Below are 19,957 nucleotides of genomic sequence, written 5' to 3'. Positions count from 1 at the left end.
GTTCGGTCCTCGCTCTCGTCGCTCGCTTCCGTCCCGCGTCGCCGATTCGTTTTCGTCCTCTCGCCGGTCTGTACTGCGTGACCGGCGAGAGGAGTGTGCAGGCATGGCTGCGACGACGACGGACCGCGACGAGTTCGCACGGCTGACGGACCCGTACCGGCGGGAGCTGCTCGCGCATTGTTACCGGATGCTGGGCTCGGTCGACGAGGCCGAGGATCTGGTGCAGGAGACCTATCTGCGGGCCTGGCGTTCCTACGACGGCTACGAGGGCCGGGCCTCCCTGCGCACCTGGCTGCACAGGATCGCCACCAACACGTGTCTGACGGCCTTGGAGAGCCGCGGGCGACGTCCGCTGCCCTCGGGGCTCGGCGGGCCGTCAGAGGGGCCTGAGGAGCCGCTGAGGGCCCCTGCGACGGACGTTCCGTGGCTCCAGCCGCTGCCCGACGCGCTCGTCGACCCGGCGACCGTCGTGGCGGCCCGGGGCAGTCTGCGGCTCGCGCTCGTCGCCGCTCTGCAGCATCTGCCCGCACGGCAGCGGGCCGTGCTGATCCTGCGGGACGTGCTGGCCTGGCGGGCGCCCGAGGTCGCCTCGCTGCTCGGCACCTCCACCGCGGCCGTGAAGAGCTCGCTGCAACGCGCGCGTGCCCGCCTCGGCGAGGTGGCGCCCGACGAGGACCTCGTCCAGGAGCCGGAGGGCGCCGCCGACCGGGAGGTGCTCGACCGGTACGTGGCCGCCTTCGAGAACGCCGACATGGACGCCCTGCTAGGCCTCCTCCAGGACGGGATCGAGCTGGAGATGCCGCCCCACCTGGAGTGGTTCCGCGGCAAGAAGGACGTCCTGCGCTTCCTGGAGGCGCGCGTGCACGAGAAGGGCACGCTGCGGATGCTGCCCACGCGCGCGAACGGGCAGCCGGCCGTCGCGATGTACGTGCGCGGGGCGGACGGCGTCCTCCAGGCCCACTCCGTGCAGGTGCTGACCGTGGAGGAGGGCCTCGTGGCCCGGATCACGGCTTTCCTCGACGTGGACCTGCTCGGCCGGTTCGACCTGCCCGAGGAGCTGTCGTGAACGCCGGGGAGCTGCTGGAACGTTCGCTCGCCTACGCGCTGGGGAGCGTCGCCGGTGTGGAGACGGAGAGCCTGCGGCGGGGGACGCCGTGCGCCGAGTGGGACCTGGGGGAGCTGCTCGGGCACCTCGACGACTCACTGGACGCGTTGTACGAGGGACTGACGGGTGGGCGGATCGGGCTCGTCCCACGGGCCGACCGCGCCTGTGGCTTCCGCACGCGCGCGTGCGCGGTGCTCGGCGCCTGGGCGGCCGGGCCCGCCGGAGAGCGTGTCCTGGTCGGTGAACGGCCCTTGGACGTACGGGTGATGGGTGCCGTGGGTGCCGTCGAGATCGCCGTGCACGGCTGGGACGTCGCCCAGGCCTGCGGTCGGCCGCGCCCCATCCCGGTCCCCCTCGCCGCCGAGCTGCTGCCGGTCGCCCGCTGCGTGGTCGGGGTGGAGGACCGGGGAGTGCGCTTCGGCGTGCCGGTCGAGGTGCCGGCACACGCGCGTGCCGACGTCCAACTGCTGGCCTTCCTCGGCCGCCGCGATTCCTTTCCGCGGTGAGCCCGGTCTGCCTTCCGTGAGTGACCTCGCATACTCACGGAAGGCACGGACATGACCGACACCCTCAAAGCCCCCCTCCGCACCCCACCCGCCGAACACCCACCGGCGCGCCGGGTATGGACCGTCGCCCTCGCCGGGCTCGGCGCGCTGCTGTGCTCCCTGGACGTCGTGGTCGTCGCCACCGCGCTGCCCGCGCTGCGTGCCGACTTCGGGGCGAGCCTGTCCGAGCTGGAGTGGACGATCAACGCCTACAACCTCGTCTTCGCCTGCCTCACCCTGACCGGCGCCGCCCTCGGCGACCGGTTCGGGCGGCGGCGGATGTACGTCGTGGGCCTCGCCGTCTTCACGCTCGCCTCGGCCGCGGCGGCCCTCGCCCAGGGCCCGGGCCAGCTCATCGGCGCGCGCGTGCTGCAGGGCGCCGGGGCCGCCGTCCTGCTCCCGCTCACCCTGACCCTCATCAGCGAGGCGTTCCCGGCCGAGAAGCGGGGTGTCGCCATCGGCATGTGGGGCGGGGTGACCGGACTCGGTGTGGCCGCCGGGCCGGTGCTGGGCGGGGCCGTCACCGAGGGGCTGTCCTGGCAGTGGATCTTCTGGCTGAACGTGCCCATCGGGCTCGCCATGCTGCCGTTCGCCGCCACCAGGCTCCGCGAGAGCTACGGGACGCGCCCCCAACTGGACCTGGTGGGGCTGGTGTTGGCGGCCGTGGGGCTGACGGGCCTCGCCTGGGCGCCGGTGCGGGCGCCGGAGGCCGGGTGGGGGAGTGCCGAGGTGCTGACCGCGCTGGCCGTCGGAGTCGGGTTCGTGGCGGCCTTCCTGGGGTGGGAGAGGAGCGGGGCCCGCTATCCGATGCTGCCGCTGTCGCACTTCCGGCGGCGCGGCTTCACGACCGCCAACGCCTCCGCCTTCCTCCTCTTCGCCTCGCTGCTGGGCGCCCTGTTCATGATCACGCAGCTCTTCCAGCTCGGCCTCGGCTACTCCCCGCTGGAGGCGGGCGTCCGGATCCTCGTCTGGAACGCCATGCCCCTGCTGGTCGCGCCGGTCGCCGGTGCGCTCGCCGACCGGTTCGGGAACCGGCCGTTCATGCTGGGCGGTCTGGTGCTCCAGGCCACCGGCCTGGCGCTGCTGGCCTGGCTGGTCGAACCCGGTGTGAGCTACGGCCGTCTCGTCGTCCCCCTGATCGTCGCGGGCGTGGGCATCTCCATGGTGTTCCCGAGCGTGGCCAACGCCGTGACGTCCTCGGTCCCCCTGGGCGACGCGGGCATCGCGGCCGGCGTCAACAACGCGCTGCGCGAGCTGGGCGGGGTCTTCGGGATCGCGGTCGCCGCGGCCGTGTTCACGACGTACGGCGGATACGGCTCGCGGGAGGCGTTCGTCGAGGGAGCCGGCGCGGCGCTGTGGGTGACCGCGGGTGCGGCGGCCGTCGGGGCGGTGGTGGCGGCCTGCGCGCCCTCCCGCAGCCGTAGCTAGCCAGGGGGTTGCGGCGATGCACCCACCCTCTTTATAGTCGCACTGACTATTAAGGGGTGGGTTCGCATGGAGTACGACAAGTACGCCCACGAGCCTTTCGCCGTCACCGCCGACCTCGCCGTCCTCACGATCCGCGACGGCGTCCTGCACGTCCTGCTCGTCGAGCGCGGGCAGGAGCCGTACCAGGGGCACTGGGCGCTGCCCGGCGGCTTCGTGCAGCCGGACGAGTCCGCGGAGACGGCGGCCCGGCGTGAACTCGCCGAGGAGACCGGACTGTCCGACGTCTCCGGGCTGCACCTGGAGCAGCTGCGGACCTACAGCGAGCCCGACCGCGACCCCCGGATGCGGGTCGTGACGGTCGCCTTCACCGCGCTGCTGCCCCACCCGCCCGAGCCGCACGGGGGCAGCGACGCCGCGCAGGCGCGCTGGGTGCCGTACGACAAGGCGGGGCCGCTCGCCTTCGACCACGACCGCATCCTGTCCGACGCCCATGACCGCGTCGGCGCCAAGCTCGAGTACTCGAGCCTCGCCACCGCCTTCTGCCCGGCCGAGTTCACACTCGGCGAGCTCCAGCACGTCTACGAGGTGGTGTGGGGAACCGCCCTCGACCGGCCCAACTTCCGCCGCAAGGTGCTCGCCACGCCGGGCTTCGTCGAACCCGTCCCCGGTGCCGCCCGGCTCACGGGGGGCCGGGGCAAACCGGCCGCGCTGTACCGGGCCGGCACCGCCACCACCCTCCACCCGCCGCTGCTCCGGCCGACCCCGGAAGGACGCCCCGCATGACCATGACCACCGTCCGCAAACGCGCCGCCACCGGGTCCCTGACCGGCCTCGCCCTCGGGGACGCGCTCGGCTTCCCGACCGAGTTCAGCGACGTGCCGTCGATCCTCGCCAAGTGCGGGCCGTGGCGCGAGATGGAGCTGCCGGCACCGGCGATCGTCACCGACGACACGCAGATGACGCTGGCGTTGGGGAAGGGCTTGCGGACGGCCATGGACCGGGGTCTGCTCGGGCCCAAGCGCCTGGAGCGGCCGGTGCGGGAGGAGTTCGTGGACTGGTACCAGTCGCCGGAGAACAACCGCGCCCCGGGCCGGACCTGCATGGTCGCCTGCAATCTGCTGAAGAGCGAGAGCAGGCCCTGGCAGGACGCCAGCCAGATCGGCTCCAAGGGCTGCGGCGCCAACATGCGCGTCGCCCCGATCGGGCTCGTCCCCGGCCTGAGCGACGAACAGCGCGCGGGCGCCGCCCAGTTGCAGTCCGCCCTCACCCACGGGCACCCGACGGCGCTCGCCGCCTCCGACCTGACCGCCCACGCCGTACGGCTGCTCGCGCAGGGCGCCGAACCGACTGGCCTGGTCGGCCTGCTGCGGTCGTACGCCTACGACAACCGCACCCGCTACCACGACCGCTGGCTCGGCGACCTGTGGACCCGCAGCCACGACCCCTCGCCCGAGCACTTCATCGCGCGCGGCTGGGACGAGTGCCTGGCGGCCTTGGACCGTCTCCAGGAGGCGGTGCGCGGCGCCTCGCCCGAGACCGACCCGTGCCTCGCCACCGGTGCGGGGTGGATCGCCGAAGAGGCCCTGGCCACCGCCCTGTTGTGCTTCCTGTGGTTCGTCGACGAGCCGCTGACGGCCCTGCGGCGGGCCGCCTGCACCTCCGGCGACTCGGACTCGATCGCCTGCCTCACCGGAGCGTTCGCGGGTGCCTGGCTGGGCGCCGACGCCTGGCCGGCTCAGTGGGCGGACCGGATCGAGTACCGGGGGGACCTGCTGGCCCTCGGAGCGCTCTGGGACGCTTGACGGATGATCGACGCCCTGGACCTCGACCTCACGCCCGTCGTCGCCGAACAGCCCGACCCGGTGCTGTTCGCGACCGTCTCCGGCGCCCACCTGTACGGCTTCCCGTCGCGCGACTCCGACGTCGACCTGCGGGGCGTGCACCTGCTGCCGGCCGCCGACCTGGTCGGCCTGCGGGAGCCGGACGAGACGCGGTCGCGCATGTGGGTGCGGGACGGCGTCGAGATGGACCTTGTCACGCACGACCTGCGCAAGTTCGTACGGCTCATGCTGCGGCGCAACGGCTATGTGCTGGAGCAGCTGCTGTCGCCGCTCGTCGTGCACACCACCGACGCCCACCGCGAGCTGGCCGAGCTCGCGCCCGGCGTCCTGACCAGTCACCACGCCCATCACTACCGGGGGTTCGCCAACACCCAGTGGCGGCTGTTCGAGAAGACCGGGGAGCTCAAGCCGCTGCTCTACACCTTCCGGGTGCTGCTCACCGGCATCCATCTGATGCGCAGCGGGGAAGTGCAGCCGCATCTGCCGACGCTGATCGGGGAGGTCGACGCTCCCGCGTATCTGCCGGAGCTCATCGCGGCGAAGGCGGAGCAGGAGCACGGGGCCGCCGGTGTCGACCACGCGCGCGTGGCGGCCGACGTCGAACGGCTGCACGGGGTGCTGGACGAGGCGCAGACGGCCTCAGTGCTGCCCGACGCCCCGAGCGCCTACGACGCCCTGCACGCCTTCGTCGTACGGCTCCGGCTGGAGGGCTGAGGCGCGGCGGACGCGGGTCAGGAAGGCCTCCACGCGGCGGCGGTCCGGATCCGGCGGGAGCGGGCTGTGGTGGCAGGCCTGCTCCGCCTCGTCCGCCAGGCGGGTCATCCAGGTCTCGACCTCGGGCCAGGAGACCTCGCCGCGCTTGACCGCGAGCAGTGGCTCGCGATGGTCGCCCACGTCGATCGTCAGCCGGCCGGTGCGGAGCAGGTCCCGGGCGCTGATCAGGAGGCGGACCAGATGCATCGCGTGCTTCCAGCGCGGGGCGCCGTGTACGCGGATGTCGGCCTCCAGCTTCTTGCGCTGGCCCAGCGCGTAGCGCGTGAACGTCTCGTACGCCTGGCGGGACAGGAACGCCTCGCGCAGGGCGAGGAGTTCTCGGCCCGTGTCGTCGACGTACTCCACGAGCGGGGAGTGCAGGCACTCCAGGATGTTCGGGTTGGCGCGCAGGGCCAGTTCGCAGAAGCGTTCCAGTTCCCAGCTGAACTGCTCCTCCTGAGGGCCCTCGACATGCGTCGGCGGCTTGTCGAAGCGCCAGAAGAGGGCCGTGGGGGCGAGGAACACGCCCCGGCGGTCGGTGTCGCTGCCGTCCGTCGCCAGACCGAAGGCGCGCGAGCCCATCACACAGGCGTAGATCGTGTGGTCGCGTACCAGGGTCTCGGGGTGCATGCCCCGGAGCGTACGCGGCGGATCACGCCAGGCGGATCGAATTTCCCTCCACGGTGATCTTCTTCTCCGGAAGGGGCTTCGACGCCGGAGGGTGGGCCACCGAGCCATCCGTGATGTCGAACTTGCTGCCGTGGCAGGGGCAGTTGATCGTGCCGCCCGAGACGCTGCCGACCGTGCACTGCTGATGCGTGCAGATGGCGGAGAAGGCCTTGAACTCGCCTGCCTTCGGCTGGGTCAGCACGACCTTCTCGTCCTTGAGGATCAGGCCGCCGCCCACCGGGACGTCGGCCGTGCCGGCCAGCTCCTGGCCCGGCGAGACCTCCGAGGCGGCTTCGCCCTTGTCGTCGTACTCGCCGCAGCCCGCGACGAGCGCCGCCGCGCCCGTAGCACCGGTCGCGAGGAGGATCGTGCGCCGCGTCGGACGGTTGCTCATGTCGTCACTCCGAAAGTGCGGAAGAACCAGAGGGCGGAGGTCAGCCAGATGACCGCGAGAGCGGCGAGGACCAGCCCGCCCACGATCGGCAGCAGCCAGCCGGGAAGTCGCTCCGAGCGGAGCAGCAGCATCTTTGCACTGAAAGCACCGAAGAAGAAGCAACCCAGGAGGGAATGCAGGAAAACGCGCATTTCGTACGTCTGGTAGCCCAGCGCGTACAGGCAGTGCACCGCCACGGGCACCGACACCAGGAACGCCACCCGGCCCGACCAGCGGTGCAGGGCGGATGACCAGGCCGGCCCCGGCAGCTTGCCGTACACCATGAGCGCGGAGACCAGCTGGACCAGCGCGAAGAAGACCGCCGCCGTCGCCAGCCACGACTTGACCGCGCCGGTGCTGCTGAACCCGGCGAGGTTGAAGGCCGTCCCCGTCGGGTCGTGGACCTTGCCGTACACCCCGAGGGCCACCGCGACCGCGCCGGCGACCAGCGCCGGAACCAGATAGCGGGCCGCGTGCGGGCGACGGTGGCCGGGTCGCGGGGACGGGAAGTCCTGGGTGAGGGCGTTCGGATCGACGGTCATGACCGGCTCCCTTGAAGAGGGGCGTCGAGGAGGATCAGGGGGCGGCGGGGAGGGCCGTGAGCTGCCGTCCGTCGACGGTCACGGCGCCGGTCCCCGGGTCGATCCATGGGGCGGGCGAGGGCCGGCCCTCACGGGTGAGGACGCCGACCTGCCGGCCGTCCGGCAGCACGATCCAGCCGCCCTCGACCCGGGCACCGCGCACGGTGGCGGTGGCCCGGTACAGGCCCGACGGCTTCTTCGTCCGGTCGGCGGTGAAGGCGTGGTGGCCGCCGTCGACGTCGACCGTGCCGCGGATCCTCCCCCACTCTCGGCTTCGCTCGAGGGTGCCGCTCAGGACGGAGCCGTCCTTGCCGGTGAGCCGCATCGTCCCGTCGTCGTTCACGTCGCCCTTGAGCCAGGACTCCCTGTCACGGCCGTCGCAGAAGTACGCGATCGCCCTGCCGTCGCGCAGGTTGACGGCTACGGCGGCGGAGTCGTCGTCGGTGCGGCCCGCGTAGCCGGCGTCGGGGACGGGGACGGGACTCTGCGACGGCGAGGGCGGCGGGGTCGTCCTGGACGGGGTCGGCGACACCGTGGGCGCGGGAGACTCCTTCGTGGTCCGCGCGGAGGTGTTCCGCGTCCCCGTCGTCGCGTTGAGCGACAGCATGAACGCCGCGAGCAGAAGACCCGCGAGAAGAGTGAGCAGCGGTCCAGGACGCTTCATGACGGGCCTCCCCCGAGGCGAGCTTCCTGCCATGAGAGCGGACGCCGTGCCGGGCGTAAAGAGGCGCACAGGGGTGTTCTCACCCCAAGTAGCGGAACAGAGACATTCAGGTGACATTGTGACCATGACGGGTAGGGACCTGGACCTTGGTGATCTGCTCGGCGGCGATCCGCTCGGCGGGCTGCTGGAGACGCTCAGGGGCGCGGGGCTCGGCGAGCAGGCAGTAGTCGCCGTGAGCGGGGCCCGGGGGCCGTCTCAGCGGGCGGGCGGCATACGTCTGCCGTGCACGGGCTGACTAGGCTGAAGGGTCGAAGAGCCGATCCGTACAGCAGCAAGGAGCCAAGCCGTGGCGGTACGAGCGGTCCGGGGGGCCGTCCAACTGGAGCGGGACGACGCCGGCCACATGGACGAGCAGGTCGGGGCCCTGCTCACCGCGATCCTGGAGCGGAACGGCCTGAGCTCGGACGACCTGATCAGCATCTGGTTCACGGCCACGCCCGATCTGCACAGCGACTTCCCGGCGGCCGCCGCCCGCAAGCTCGGGGCCGGCTTCGCCGACGTACCGCTGATCTGTGCCCAGGAACTGGACATCGAGGGCGCCATGCCGCGGGTCGTGCGGGTACTCGCGCATATCGAGTCCGACAAGCCCCGCGCCGACATCGCGCACGTCTACCTCGGCGCCGCGGCCGCCCTGCGCAAGGACATCGCCCAGTGAGAACCGCACTCGTCATCGGCACCGGGCTCATCGGTACGTCCGCCGCCCTCGCCCTGTCCCAGCGCGGGGTCGTCGTCCACCTCGCCGACCACGACCACGAGCAGGCCCGTACGGCGGCCGCGCTCGGCGCCGGCACCGACGAGGCGCCCGAGGGCCCGGTGGACCTCGCGATCGTCGCCGCCCCGCCCGCGCACGTGGCCGGGGTGCTCGCCGACGCCATGCGCCGGGGGCTGGCGCGCGGCTACCTCGACGTGGCCAGCGTCAAGGGCGGGCCGCGGCGGGAGCTGGAGGCGCTGGGCCTGGATCTGTCCGCGTACCTCGGCTCGCATCCCATGTCGGGGCGGGAGAAGTCCGGGCCGCTGGCCGCGACCGGTGACCTCTTCGAGGGCCGGCCCTGGGTGCTGACACCGACCCGGGACACCGACACCGAGGTGCTGAACCTCGCCCTGGAGCTGGTCTCGCACTGCCGTGCGGTGCCGGTGGTGATGGACGCCGACGCCCACGACCGTGCGGTCGCGCTGGTGTCCCACATGCCGCACCTGGTGTCCAGCATGGTCGCCGCGCGGCTGGAGAACGCCGAGGAGGCGGCCGTACGGCTGTGCGGGCAGGGCATTCGGGACGTGACCCGGATCGCCGCGTCCGATCCCCGGATGTGGATCGACATCCTCTCCGCCAACCCCGGGCCGGTGGCGGACCTGCTCACGGATGTCGCCGCGGACCTGGAGGAGACGGTGCGGGCACTGCGGGCGCTGCAGTCGTCCGACGAGGAGAAGCGGCTGGAGGGGACGTCCGGGATCGAGGACGTGCTGCGGCGTGGGAACGCGGGGCAGGTCCGGGTGCCGGGCAAGCACGGCGCGGCTCCTCGGGCGTACGAGGTCGTGGCCGTGCTGATCGACGACCAGCCGGGCCAGCTTGCGCGGATCTTCGCGGATGCGGAGCGGGCGGGGGTCAACATCGAGGATGTGCGGATCGAGCATGCGACGGGGCAGCAGGCCGGTCTGGTCCAGCTGATGGTGGAGCCCAAGGCGGTGCCGGTGTTGTCGGCGGCGTTGAAGGAGCGGGGCTGGGCGATCCGGCAGTAGGGGCTTCTCGCTCCCGCCCGGTGGCCGTCCGGCCGGACGAGTGATGCGTACCCAGTAACCTTGTGCGGGGTGCGTTCGCGCCCCGCCACTCCCGCCACACCGCACCAGGAAGGTGTCTCCCCGTGGAAAACGGTGCCGCCAAGCCCGTGATTGTCGCCATCGACGGCCCCTCCGGCACGGGCAAGTCGAGCACGTCGAAGGCCGTCGCCGCGCAGCTCGGGCTGAGTTACCTCGACACCGGCGCCCAGTACCGGGCGATCACCTGGTGGATGGTGACCAACGGCATCGACATCGAGGACCCGTCCGCGATCGCCGCCGTGGCCGGCAAGCCCGAGATCGTCTCCGGCACCGACCCGGCCAACCCGACGATCACCGTAGACGGCGTCGACGTGTCCGGTCCGATCCGCACCCAGGAGGTCACCTCCAAGGTCAGTGCGGTGAGCGCCGTGCCGGACGTGCGTGCGCGGATCACCGAACTGCAGCGCTCGCTCGCGACCTCCGCGGAGATCGGGATCGTCGTCGAGGGGCGCGACATCGGGACGACCGTGCTGCCCGACGCCGACCTGAAGATCTTCCTCACCGCCTCCCCGGAGGCCCGCGCCGCCCGCCGCAGCGGCGAGCTGCAGGGCGCCGACGTCAACGCGACCCGCGAGGCGCTGATCAAGCGTGACGCGGCCGACTCCAGCCGCAAGACCTCGCCGCTCGCCAAGGCGGACGACGCGGTCGAGGTGGACACCACCGAGCTCACCCTGCCGCAGGTCATCGAGTGCGTCGTCACGCTCGTCGAGGAGAAGCGAGCCGGGAAGTGAGCGTTCCGTCCGTGCCCTCCGAGCGGGGCGCCGAGGTCGGGCGGCGCATCGGCGTCGGCCTGATGTACGGGCTGTGGCGGCCCCGGGTCCTGGGCTCCTGGAAGATGCCCGCGACCGGGCCGGTGATCCTCGCGGTCAATCACAGCCACAACATCGACGGGCCGATGGTGATGGGCGTGTCGCCCCGCCCCGTGCACTTCCTGATCAAGAAGGAGGCGTTCGTCGGGCCGCTGGATCCGTTCCTGACCGGGATCGGCCAGCTGAAGGTGGACCGTCACGCCGCCGACCGGACGGCCATCACGCAGGCGCTCGACGTGCTGTCCCACGGCGGTGTCCTCGGCATCTTCCCCGAGGGCACCCGTGGCGAGGGCGACTTCGCCGCGCTGCGCGCCGGGCTCGCCTACTTCGCGGTACGCAGCGGGGCGCCGATCGTCCCCGTCGCGGTGCTGGGAAGTTCCGAGAAGCGGGGACGGTTGATAAAGGGGCTGCCTCCGCTGCGCCACCGCGTCGACGTCGTCTACGGCGACCCCTTCGAGGCGGGCGACGGCAGCGGGCGGCGCACCCGCCGGGCGCTGGACGAGGCGACCGAGCGCATCCAGAAGCAGCTCACCGCGCACCTGGAAAACGCCAGGCGACTGACCGGTCGCTAGGCGACACTGAGTAGTGGATCAAACCGGGAGAAAGCAACCGGGTTGTCCACCGATCACCACTATGAACGAGGTACGGACTTCATGAACGACCACATCCACTCCGAGGGCTCGCTCGAAGAGCACGACCACGGAGAGCTTGGCGACGCCGAGTACGCGGAGTTCATGGAGCTCGCCGCGGAAGAGGGCTTCGACCTCGAGGACGTCGAGGGGGCCATCGAGGCCGCCGGGCACGGGCCGTTGCCCGTCCTCGCCGTCGTCGGCCGGCCGAATGTCGGCAAGTCGACTCTCGTCAACCGGATCATCGGCCGCCGTGAGGCCGTCGTCGAGGACAAGCCCGGTGTCACCCGGGACCGCGTGACCTACGAGGCCGAGTGGTCCGGGCGCCGCTTCAAGGTCGTCGACACCGGCGGCTGGGAGCAGGACGTCTTCGGCATCGACGCCTCCGTGGCCGCGCAGGCCGAGTTCGCCATCGAGGCCGCCGACGCCGTCGTCTTCGTCGTCGACGCCAAGGTGGGTGCCACCGACACCGACGAGGCCGTCGTACGACTGCTGCGCAAGGCCGGCAAGCCCGTGGTGCTGTGCGCCAACAAGGTCGACGGTCCCAGTGGTGAGGCGGACGCCACGTACCTGTGGTCCCTCGGCCTCGGCGAGCCGTACCCCGTCTCGGCCCTGCACGGCCGCGGCACCGGCGACATGCTGGACGCCGTCCTGGAGGCGCTGCCGGACGCGCCGCGTGAGTCCTTCGGCGGGGGCGGTATCGGCGGCCCGCGCCGCATCGCCCTGATCGGCCGTCCGAACGTCGGCAAGTCCTCCCTGCTGAACAAGGTGGCAGGCGAGGAGCGCGTCGTCGTCAACGAACTCGCCGGCACGACCCGTGACCCGGTCGACGAGCTCATCGAACTGGGCGGCGTGACCTGGAAGTTCGTCGACACGGCCGGAATCCGCAAGCGCGTCCACCTCCAGCAGGGCGCCGACTACTACGCCTCGCTGCGCACCGCGGCCGCGGTGGAGAAGGCCGAGGTCGCCGTCGTCCTGATCGACGCCTCCGAGTCGATCTCCGTCCAGGACCAGCGCATCGTCACCATGGCCGTGGAGGCGGGCCGCGCCATGGTGATCGCCTACAACAAGTGGGACACCCTCGACGAGGAGCGCCGCTACTACCTGGAGCGGGAGATCGAGACCGAGTTCGGCCAGGTCGCGTGGGCGCCCCGGGTGAACGTCTCGGCGCGCACCGGGCGGCACATGGAGAAGCTGGTCCCGGCGATCGAGACCGCCCTCGCGGGCTGGGAGACCCGGGTCCCGACCGGCCGCCTCAACGCCTTCCTCGGCGAGCTGGTCGCCGCCCACCCCCACCCGATCCGCGGCGGCAAGCAGCCCCGCATCCTCTTCGGCACCCAGGCCGGCACCAAGCCCCCGCGCTTCGTGCTCTTCGCCTCCGGCTTCATCGAGGCGGGCTACCGCCGCTTCATCGAGCGCCGGCTCCGTGAGGAGTTCGGCTTCGAGGGGACGCCGATCCATATCTCGGTGCGGGTGCGCGAGAAGCGCGGCAAGAAGAAGTAGAAGAAGCAGAAGAAGCAGAAGAAGCAGCGGACATGACGGAAGGGCGGCCCGGTGAAGGGCCGCCCTTCCGCGTGCTCAGCCTCTGCGCGCCGGGGGCAGCGCGGCCGGGACGTGGTGCATCCCCGAACCCTGCGGGCCGATGTGCCCGACGCGCTGCCACTGCGGCTGCTGGCCGGTGCCGTGCCGGGCGCTGTGGGCGCCCGCGCTGTAGGCGGTGTACGAGCTGCTGAACGACCCCGGGCGATGGGCGCCGTACGAACCCGTGCTCCGTGGAATGTTCCCGAACGCGGTGAACCCCAGATCCTCCTCGCCGCTGCGGTCACCCGGCAGCGAGCGGAAGGACTTGACGTACTCGGCGTAGAGCGCGTCGTAGATCGGCGTGGCCGATGGGCCGCCCTGATGGCGGGGAACGTCGTATGCATGCACGTATGTCCAAACGACCCGGCACAAGAAGAGATGCGGCTGGGTATCGCCCTAAAGGGGCGCGGGGAACTGCGCGACAAGCCACGAACTGCCCGCAGCCGCCGTACTCACATACAGTCCCCGCCCAATGGGCGCACTCACGTCCCCGCAAGAGGCAGCGCCGCCGCAACCAGCTTTCCGTTCGCCGCAGCCTTGTCCAGAGCCTCCCGCAGCAGATCCTCCCGAGGCTGGCGCCCAATGGAACCCACCGGCGCCGCGAACATCAGCACCTGCTGATGCTTGTTCGCGGCGGCCCGCCACCCGTCGGTCACCTGCAGGGGCTGATGCGCCTGCCACCACGCAACCGGCTGCCCCCCGGAGGACCCCGGCTGCAGCACCGCGTGCAGCTGACCCATGGCGAGCAGCACGGACCACCCGTGCAGCACCGGCGGCACCTCGGCCAGCTCCGTGGCCGGCATGAACCCCTGCTCGATGAGAAGCGGCAGGAAGTCGTCGCCGGCACCGACCGCCCCGGGTCGCACGATGGGTCCCGTCGGCTCGACCACCAGGGCGGGGTGCAACTCCCCGGCGATCAGCACCAGTCCGCTGGTCACGCCGAGTACGGCCTGCTCCGGAACGATCTTGTCCGGCTCCAGGTCGACCGTGTCGCCGGTGATGGACTTCACGGCGCCCCGCAACTGCTCCTCGGTGACCTGGACGACCTGCGAGGGCAGGCAGGTGGCGTGGGCGAAGGCGAGGACGGCGGTCTCGTCCCCGATGAACAGGACGGTGCTGGTGCGCTCCTGTTCGGAGTCGCCCGGGGTGCGACAGGACGTGCAGTCGTAACTGCCGGGGGCGTTCTCTCCGGCGAGCAGCCGGTCGGCTTCTTCGTCGCCGATCTCGGCACGTACCTCGTCGCTGACGTCGAGCATGCGCGGCACGGGGGGCTCCCTCGGGATGTGGTGCGTGGCGGGGCCGGGTGGCTCCCGGCCCGTGAACCGGGCGGTCCCGGGCTCATGAAGGAGACAACGGACGATCTGTGGCGGGAGTCACGCACCACACCGAACGGAATCGAACCATCCACCGCGCACCGTCATCTCGGGTGCGCGATCGGCTACTCACCGTCAAGTCCTTGGAAATCCAAGGAAGTTGGTTGCGTGAGGTGAGTCACAGGTCAGCGGGAAGGATGGTCGACAAATCCCGAAATCAGCGAATGAAGTGGGTGGCCGGAAATCGCCGATACCGGAGGTAACGGTGAACTGGCCTGGAATGACAAGGAGTTGGTTGATAGCGGCCGGTCGGCCTCCCTACATTCCTCGGCCGTGTGCAACGAGCACCGCTCGGGTACGTCCGCCGCACCACCAGTCAGCCAGCGAACAGCACCAGCCTCAGGCGGACGGGGCGAGCGCGACTCACGCGCCCCATGGCGCGGGGAGTGGCGTTCAGCCTTGAGGGACCCCGGGTCCTCTGAGAGGGAACTACATGTCCGAATGTGCCGATACCACTCACGACAACGCTCGTAAGGCGCCGAAGGCTCCGCAGGGGAGCCGGACTCGTACGACGGCGGTCCTCGCCGGGGCGGCACTGCTCGCTCCGCTCGGGCTGCTGGCCGCAACCGGCAACGCCGCAGCGGCGGACAGCGGAGTGTGGGACCGCATCGCCCAGTGCGAGAGCGGCGGCAACTGGCACATCAACACCGGCAACGGCTACTACGGCGGACTGCAGTTCGCCGCCTCCACCTGGAGCGCGTACGGCGGTACGGCGTACGCGCCGACGGCGGACCGGGCCGGCAAGGCGCAGCAGATCGCCGTGGCCACCAAGGTGCAGCGCGCCCAGGGGTGGGGCGCGTGGCCGACCTGCTCGGCCCGGGCCGGAGCGTACGGGAGCGCACCCGCGGCTTCCGCCACCGGCTCCACGGCCTCCTCGTCCACCAAGGCAGCCCCGTCGACTCCGTCGCAGACGCCGGAGCGTTCGACGGGCCACACGAACCGCGGCTCGTCCCGCGGCGACTACACCGTCCGTGCGGGCGACACGCTGAGCGGTATCGCCGCCCGGCACGGGACCACCTGGCAGCGGATCTACGCCGCCAACAAGGCCGCAATCGGCGGTGATCCCGACGTGATCGTGCCCGGGCAGCGCCTCGAACTCTGAGCGTCGCTCCCCTGCCGGGGCAGGGGCCCCACCCGGTCCGCCGACCGGGTGGGGCCCCCGTGTCCCTCGGACGCGCCGCAGCGGTTGACCGCAACAAGCTGCCTAGCGTGCTCATATGAAATGCACACCGCTCACGATCGTTCTCGCCGGCTCGCTGCTCACCGCCCTTGCCCAGGGCACGGCGCAGGCAGCGCACGCCGCGCACGCTCCGCAGACAACGCCCGCCGTGCAGGTGGCGCCGCCGCCACCGGAACTCGGACCGCCCCCCAAACGTATGTCGTTCGGCTGTACCAAGGACCAGTGGCCCTGGGGCTGCGTCGCCCAGTGCGAGAGCGGCGGCAATTGGCACATCAACACCGGCAACGGCCACTTCGGGGGACTGCAGTTCTCGCAGCGGACCTGGGAGGGCTTCGGCGGGGGGAAGTACGCCCCGCGCGCGGATCTCGCGACCCGTCAGGAGCAGATCACGATCGCCAAGAAGGTGGTGGCCGTGCAGGGATGGGGGGCGTGGCCGCACTGCTCCAGGAGGTACGGACTCGCGGGCCGCGCGTACTTCGGCCTCAGGAACCGTGCGTACGACGGCATCAAGAGCAGGGAAGACATGGGGAAGCCCAGCATCACCGACCGGCTGAGGTCGAGCACGTCGCTGCTCATCCGGAAGGGCTCGACCCGGTTCGGCGCGCTGCACGGCGCGCCCATTCGCCCGCCTCGCCGCTGAACACGATCGCGCCGCGCCGCAGTTCGTGGACGAGTGCCGCCCGGCCGTGCAGGACGGGCGGCAGTCGTTGTTCGGCGACGACCACGCATGCGTCGAGTTCGTTCAGCAGTTCGTACGTGCGGGCGGCGACCGCCGGCGACATGCCCTGCGCGGGTTCGTCGACGAGCAGCACGCGCGCGCGTGCCAGCAGGGCGCGGGAGAGGGCGAGCATGCGCTGCTCGCCGCCGGAGAGGGTGCCGGCGCGGCGTGCGAGGAGGGGGGCGAGCGCGGGGTAGGCGTCCAGGGCGATGTCGTACGCGGCGGCCGCGAGTTCCAGGTTCTCGCGGACGGTGAGGGAGCCGAACACGGCCTGGCGCTCGGGGACCAGGCACAGTCCACGGCGGGCCCTCTCGTGGGCGGGCACGCGGGTCATGTCGGTGCCGTCCCACACCACCGAGCCGCCGGACAGCGGCACGGTTCCGGCCAGGGCACGCAGGGCTGTCGTACGGCCGGAGCCGTTCCGTCCCAGCAGAACGGTGAAGCCGGGGCCGGGGGCGGCGAGGGTCACGCCGTGGAGGGCCTCCAGGGGGCCGTAGCGCACGCGCGCGTGGCGCAGGGAGATGGCGGTCATGCGGGGGCCTCCCGGGGGCCTGCGGCGTCGAGTACGCGCTCGGGTGGGCCGGAGGCGACGATCCGGCCCGCCGTCATGATGTGCACGGTGTCGGCGAGGTCGGCGACCAGGTCGAGGTCGTGCTCGACGACGAGCAGGGCGGTGCCGTCGGCGGCGAGGGCCTTCAGGATCCGGGTCAGTGCGGTGACCTCGGCCGTGTCGAGGCCCGCGGCGGGCTCGTCGAGCAGCAGTACGCGTGGGCTGCCGGCGAGGGCCCTGGCCAACTCGACGCGTCGGAGTGTGCCGGTGGGGAGGCCTGCGGCGGGCAGGGAGCGTACGGGGCCGTCCAGGCCCAGGAGCCGCAGGGAGCGTTCGACGGCCGACGGGTCCTGGTGCCGGCCTTGTTCGGCGCCTATGCGGACGTTCTCGGTGACGGTCAGTGAGGGGAATACGGCCAGTTGCTGGAAGGTGCGGGCGACGCCGAGGCGGGTGCGGGCGTGGGCGGGCAGGTGGGTGATGTCGCGGGTGCCGAGGAGGACTTGGCCGTGGGTGGGGCGGTGGGTGCCGGCCAGGCAGTGGAACAGGGTGCTCTTGCCTGCGCCGTTGGGGCCGATGATCGCGGTGACTCGGCCGGGTGGGACGGTGAGGGTGACGTCGTCCAGGGCGGTGAAGCCGTCGTAGCGGGCCTGGAGGTGGTGGGTCGTCAGGGTGGGTGGCGGTGGGTGGGGGCCGGGGTGGGGGTGCACGCGGCCTTCGGCCGCGTCTGGTTTCCCACCCGCACCGCCCGTGCACCTTTCGTCGTCGGGTGCGGGTGGCCCCTGTGGGGGCTCAGCGCCGTCGGCGGCTGCGGCAATGCGGGTGCCCACAGGGCGGGCACCGGCTTCGCTGGTCTCGCCCGCCCCGCCACCGGCTCCGCTGATCTCGTCTGCGCTACCACCGCCCGCACGTCCCTGACCCGCATTGCCCTCGGCCGCGCCGCCCTGCCTCGCGCCGCCTCCGGCCGTGCCGCCCGGGCCCGTGCCGCCCGGGCCCGTGCCGCCGTCGGCGGTGTCGTCTCCGGCCGCGCTGTCCGGGCCCGTGCCGCCGTCGGCGGTGTCGTCTCCGGCCGCGCTGTCCGGGCCCGCGCCGCCCTGCCTCGCGCTGTCCGGGCTCGCGCCGCCCTGCCTCGTGCCGCCTCCGGCCGCGCCGCCCCGCCCCGTGCCGCCGTCGCCTCCGCCCCCCGCATCGGCGTCTTCCCCTCCCCGTTCTCCGCCCTCTGCCGTGCCGTGCACCCGGCGGCTCGGCCATGGGTGGTTCCGCGGCGGTCGTGGGCCTGCCCCGCCGTGCTGTTCGTGCCGGCGGGTCGGCGTGGCGGAGCCCGATGCGGTCAGGCCCGCCAAGGTCGGCTGGGGTGCAGGGGCTCGCTCCGCCGGCCGTAGTTGCCGACGTGCCCGCGCACCCACCGCCGTCAGCGTCGCCCTCCGCCGCAGCCGCAGCCTTCCGGCCGCCGCTCGCAACGCCTCGTACGGGCCCCCGGGGAAGCGGCCCACCAGTACCGCGAGCACTCCGATCAGTGCCGCCGCCACCCCGCCCCGGGCCCCCGCGTCGAGGCCGACCAGGAGGGCGGCCGCGGTCAGGGCGCCCAGGGTGCTGTCGGCGCCCAGGACGACCACCGCGGCGAACCAGAGGAGGCCGCGGACGGGGTCGTAGGCGGCCGGGTCGAAGGCTCTGAGGCCCATGCCGAGCAGGCCCCCGCCGAGGGCCGCCAGGGCGGCGCCCGAGACGAAGGCCAGGAGCTTGAGGGAGGGCACCTGGACCCCAGCCGCCGACGCCCCCGACTCGTGGTCCCGCATGGCCGCCAGGGCCCGGCCGGTACGGCCGCGGCGCAGCAGCCAGGTCGCCAGCAGGGCGGCGGCCAGGAGGGTCAGTTCCAGGACGTAGTACGCGCGGTCGCCCTCGAAGCCCGCCGGGCGGCCCAGGGACAGGCCCGAGATCGCGTACGGCTGGGAGAACACGAAGCGGCTCACCCCGACGCCGACCGCGAAGGTGGCCAGGGCGAGGGCCAGGCCCCGGCGGCTGATCGCCGGCCAGCCGGTGAGCAGCCCGAGGGGAGCCACGAGGACGACCGCCAGCGTGAGCGCCGCGAGTTCCGGCAGGCGCGGCAGGCCCGGGAAGCGGCCCGCTGCCAGCAGGGCCGTGAACAGGGCGCCCAGTCCCGCGTACGCCGCCTGCCCGAGCGAGATCTGGCCGCCGCGGCCCGTGACGACGACCAGCGAGAGCAGCACCACGGCCAGCGCCGGCACCTGCACCGACGTATGCAGGTCCGAGCCCGCGAAGCCCAGCGGGAGCAGGAACAGCACCGCCGCCACGATCCAGGCGCCCGGCGGTGTCGGCACGCGCGCGGTGGCCGTGCGGGGGAGAGCGTCGCGGGTGCCGACGCGGGGGAGGGCCAGGGCCGCGATCAGCAACGCCACGACGAACAGGTTCGTGCCGACGGCCTGGAGCAGGGGCGCGCCCCAGCCCGACGGGTGCAGCCGGCTCAGCTGGCTCTGCGCCACCCCGAGGGCCAGCGCCGCCGCCACGGCGACCGGCAGGCTGCGCATCCGCGCGGCCACCGCGACCGCGACCACCTCCATGACCAGCAGCGGCATCCCGTACGGGTCCAGGCGGACGTACGGCGCCAGCAGGACGCCCGTCAAACCCGCCGTGAACGAGCCGAACGCCCAGCCCGCCGCCGCCACCCGGTCCGCGTCGATGCCGCCCAGGACGGCCAGCTCACGGTCGTCCACCACGGCACGCAGTTCCCGGCCGAAGCGCGTCCAGCGGATCACCGCACCGACCCCGGCCGCCAGCAGCAGGGCCACCGCCAACTGCCCCCACGGATCGGCCGACACCAGCTCCGGCACGTCGTCCCGCGCCCCCTGGCCCCACAGCAGCGCGGCCCCGCCCACCAGCAGCACGAACACCCCGATGGACGCGACCAGGGTCTGCGCCGGATCGCTGCCCAGGACCGACAGCGGCCGGAAGACGAACCGTTCCAGCACCATCCCGATGCCGGGCGCGAGGACCAGCAGCGTCACCGTCGCGCCCGCCCACAGCGGCCAGCCCCACTCCACCACGCACTGCCGCAGCGCATACGCGCACACCATCGCGATCGCCCCGTGCGCGAAGTTCAGCACGCCGGTCGCGCGGTACGTCACGATCAGACCGATCCCGGTGAGCGCGGCGGCACTGCCGACCGACAGACCGGCCAGGGTGAGGTCGTACGTCAGCGAGGACATCA

General features: G+C 72.5%; 22 protein-coding genes. 14 read left to right on the top strand and 8 right to left on the bottom strand.

Annotation, left to right across the window (positions count from 1 at the left end; translation table 11 throughout):
• Positions 1-103 precede the first annotated feature (103 nt).
• The 6 genes from ACIBU0_RS37020 (at position 104) to ACIBU0_RS36995 (ending at position 5,633) form a co-directional block, all read left to right on the top strand.
• A complete protein-coding gene (locus ACIBU0_RS37020) occupies positions 104-1,066 on the top strand; it encodes a sigma-70 family RNA polymerase sigma factor (RefSeq protein WP_398827512.1) in 963 nt (320 codons plus the stop codon).
• Positions 1,063-1,611 (top strand): TIGR03086 family metal-binding protein, encoded by a 549-nt coding sequence (locus ACIBU0_RS37015; RefSeq protein ID WP_398827511.1) that lies wholly within the window; start codon positions 1,063-1,065, stop codon positions 1,609-1,611. Before ACIBU0_RS37020 ends, ACIBU0_RS37015 begins: the two co-directional genes overlap by 4 nt.
• 51 nt (positions 1,612-1,662) lie before the next feature.
• Positions 1,663-3,078: a DHA2 family efflux MFS transporter permease subunit gene (locus ACIBU0_RS37010; RefSeq protein ID WP_398827509.1), complete on the top strand. Its 1,416-nt coding sequence runs from the start codon at positions 1,663-1,665 to the stop codon at positions 3,076-3,078.
• A gap of 66 nt (positions 3,079-3,144) precedes the next feature.
• A complete protein-coding gene (locus tag ACIBU0_RS37005) occupies positions 3,145-3,861 on the top strand; it encodes an NUDIX hydrolase (RefSeq protein ID WP_398827507.1) in 717 nt (238 codons plus the stop codon).
• Complete coding sequence (locus tag ACIBU0_RS37000) at positions 3,858-4,880, top strand: ADP-ribosylglycohydrolase family protein (protein ID WP_398827505.1); 1,023 nt, start codon at positions 3,858-3,860, stop codon at positions 4,878-4,880. Before ACIBU0_RS37005 ends, ACIBU0_RS37000 begins: the two co-directional genes overlap by 4 nt.
• A gap of 3 nt (positions 4,881-4,883) precedes the next feature.
• Complete coding sequence (locus tag ACIBU0_RS36995) at positions 4,884-5,633, top strand: DNA polymerase beta superfamily protein (RefSeq protein WP_398827503.1); 750 nt, start codon at positions 4,884-4,886, stop codon at positions 5,631-5,633.
• Here ACIBU0_RS36995 and ACIBU0_RS36990 read toward each other — a convergent pair.
• The 4 genes from ACIBU0_RS36990 to ACIBU0_RS36975 are packed head-to-tail and all read right to left on the bottom strand — an operon-like array spanning position 5,559 to position 8,019.
• Entirely contained in the window at positions 5,559-6,302 is a 744-nt protein-coding gene (locus tag ACIBU0_RS36990; protein WP_398827501.1) for a DNA polymerase beta superfamily protein, read from the bottom strand. The two genes, ACIBU0_RS36995 and ACIBU0_RS36990, sit on opposite strands and share 75 nt — an antisense overlap.
• Positions 6,303-6,324: 22 nt before the next feature.
• Entirely contained in the window at positions 6,325-6,735 is a 411-nt protein-coding gene (locus tag ACIBU0_RS36985) for a Rieske (2Fe-2S) protein (protein ID WP_398827499.1), read from the bottom strand.
• The gene (locus ACIBU0_RS36980; protein ID WP_398827497.1) at positions 6,732-7,316 is read right to left on the bottom strand and encodes a DUF6529 family protein; all 585 of its coding nucleotides are present in this window, start codon (positions 7,314-7,316) and stop codon (positions 6,732-6,734) included. The genes ACIBU0_RS36985 and ACIBU0_RS36980 overlap by 4 nt, the downstream gene beginning before the upstream one ends.
• Before the next feature lie 34 nt (positions 7,317-7,350).
• A complete protein-coding gene (locus tag ACIBU0_RS36975; protein WP_398827495.1) occupies positions 7,351-8,019 on the bottom strand; it encodes a hypothetical protein in 669 nt (222 codons plus the stop codon).
• A gap of 124 nt (positions 8,020-8,143) precedes the next feature.
• Between ACIBU0_RS36975 and ACIBU0_RS36970 the strand changes: the two genes are divergently transcribed.
• The 6 genes from ACIBU0_RS36970 (at position 8,144) to der (ending at position 12,835) form a co-directional block, all read left to right on the top strand.
• Entirely contained in the window at positions 8,144-8,314 is a 171-nt protein-coding gene (locus ACIBU0_RS36970; protein WP_398827493.1) for a hypothetical protein, read from the top strand.
• Positions 8,315-8,365: 51 nt separating this feature from the next.
• Complete coding sequence (gene aroH, locus ACIBU0_RS36965; protein WP_398827491.1) at positions 8,366-8,734, top strand: chorismate mutase; 369 nt, start codon at positions 8,366-8,368, stop codon at positions 8,732-8,734.
• On the top strand, positions 8,731-9,816 hold the full coding sequence (locus tag ACIBU0_RS36960; protein ID WP_398827490.1) for a prephenate dehydrogenase: 1,086 nt from the start codon (positions 8,731-8,733) through the stop codon (positions 9,814-9,816). Before aroH ends, ACIBU0_RS36960 begins: the two co-directional genes overlap by 4 nt.
• A gap of 122 nt (positions 9,817-9,938) precedes the next feature.
• The gene (gene cmk, locus ACIBU0_RS36955) at positions 9,939-10,625 is read left to right on the top strand and encodes a (d)CMP kinase (RefSeq protein ID WP_398827488.1); all 687 of its coding nucleotides are present in this window, start codon (positions 9,939-9,941) and stop codon (positions 10,623-10,625) included.
• Complete coding sequence (locus ACIBU0_RS36950; protein ID WP_398827486.1) at positions 10,622-11,275, top strand: lysophospholipid acyltransferase family protein; 654 nt, start codon at positions 10,622-10,624, stop codon at positions 11,273-11,275. Before cmk ends, ACIBU0_RS36950 begins: the two co-directional genes overlap by 4 nt.
• An 81-nt stretch (positions 11,276-11,356) precedes the next feature.
• A complete protein-coding gene (der, locus tag ACIBU0_RS36945) occupies positions 11,357-12,835 on the top strand; it encodes a ribosome biogenesis GTPase Der (RefSeq protein ID WP_398827485.1) in 1,479 nt (492 codons plus the stop codon).
• 75 nt (positions 12,836-12,910) lie between these two features.
• Here the strand turns inward: der and ACIBU0_RS36940 are convergent, their stop codons facing one another.
• Both ACIBU0_RS36940 and ACIBU0_RS36935 read right to left on the bottom strand, forming a co-directional pair.
• Positions 12,911-13,261 carry a hypothetical protein gene (locus ACIBU0_RS36940; protein ID WP_398827483.1) on the bottom strand — a complete coding sequence of 117 codons (351 nt, stop codon included), beginning with the start codon at positions 13,259-13,261 and terminating at the stop codon, positions 12,911-12,913.
• Between the two features lie 134 nt (positions 13,262-13,395).
• Positions 13,396-14,178 carry a hypothetical protein gene (locus ACIBU0_RS36935; protein ID WP_398827481.1) on the bottom strand — a complete coding sequence of 261 codons (783 nt, stop codon included), beginning with the start codon at positions 14,176-14,178 and terminating at the stop codon, positions 13,396-13,398.
• A 541-nt stretch (positions 14,179-14,719) separates the two neighbouring features.
• On the opposite strand from ACIBU0_RS36935, the gene ACIBU0_RS36930 reads away from it, so the two are divergent.
• Complete coding sequence (locus ACIBU0_RS36930; RefSeq protein WP_398827479.1) at positions 14,720-15,388, top strand: transglycosylase family protein; 669 nt, start codon at positions 14,720-14,722, stop codon at positions 15,386-15,388.
• Between the two features lie 115 nt (positions 15,389-15,503).
• Entirely contained in the window at positions 15,504-16,106 is a 603-nt protein-coding gene (locus ACIBU0_RS36925; RefSeq protein WP_398827477.1) for a transglycosylase family protein, read from the top strand.
• On the opposite strand, the gene ACIBU0_RS36920 is transcribed toward ACIBU0_RS36925, so the two are convergent.
• A complete protein-coding gene (locus ACIBU0_RS36920) occupies positions 16,039-16,716 on the bottom strand; it encodes an ATP-binding cassette domain-containing protein (protein WP_398827475.1) in 678 nt (225 codons plus the stop codon). The two genes, ACIBU0_RS36925 and ACIBU0_RS36920, sit on opposite strands and share 68 nt — an antisense overlap.
• Entirely contained in the window at positions 16,713-19,955 is a 3,243-nt protein-coding gene (locus tag ACIBU0_RS36915; protein ID WP_398827473.1) for an ATP-binding cassette domain-containing protein, read from the bottom strand. The genes ACIBU0_RS36920 and ACIBU0_RS36915 overlap by 4 nt, the downstream gene beginning before the upstream one ends.
• Positions 19,956-19,957 lie beyond the last annotated feature (2 nt).

It is taken from the genome of Streptomyces sp. NPDC049627, assembly GCF_044465645.1.
Lineage (GTDB): Bacteria > Actinomycetota > Actinomycetes > Streptomycetales > Streptomycetaceae > Streptomyces.
The sequence above is the reverse complement of the archived record's forward strand: the minus strand, read 5'-3'. Positions and strand labels throughout refer to the sequence as shown.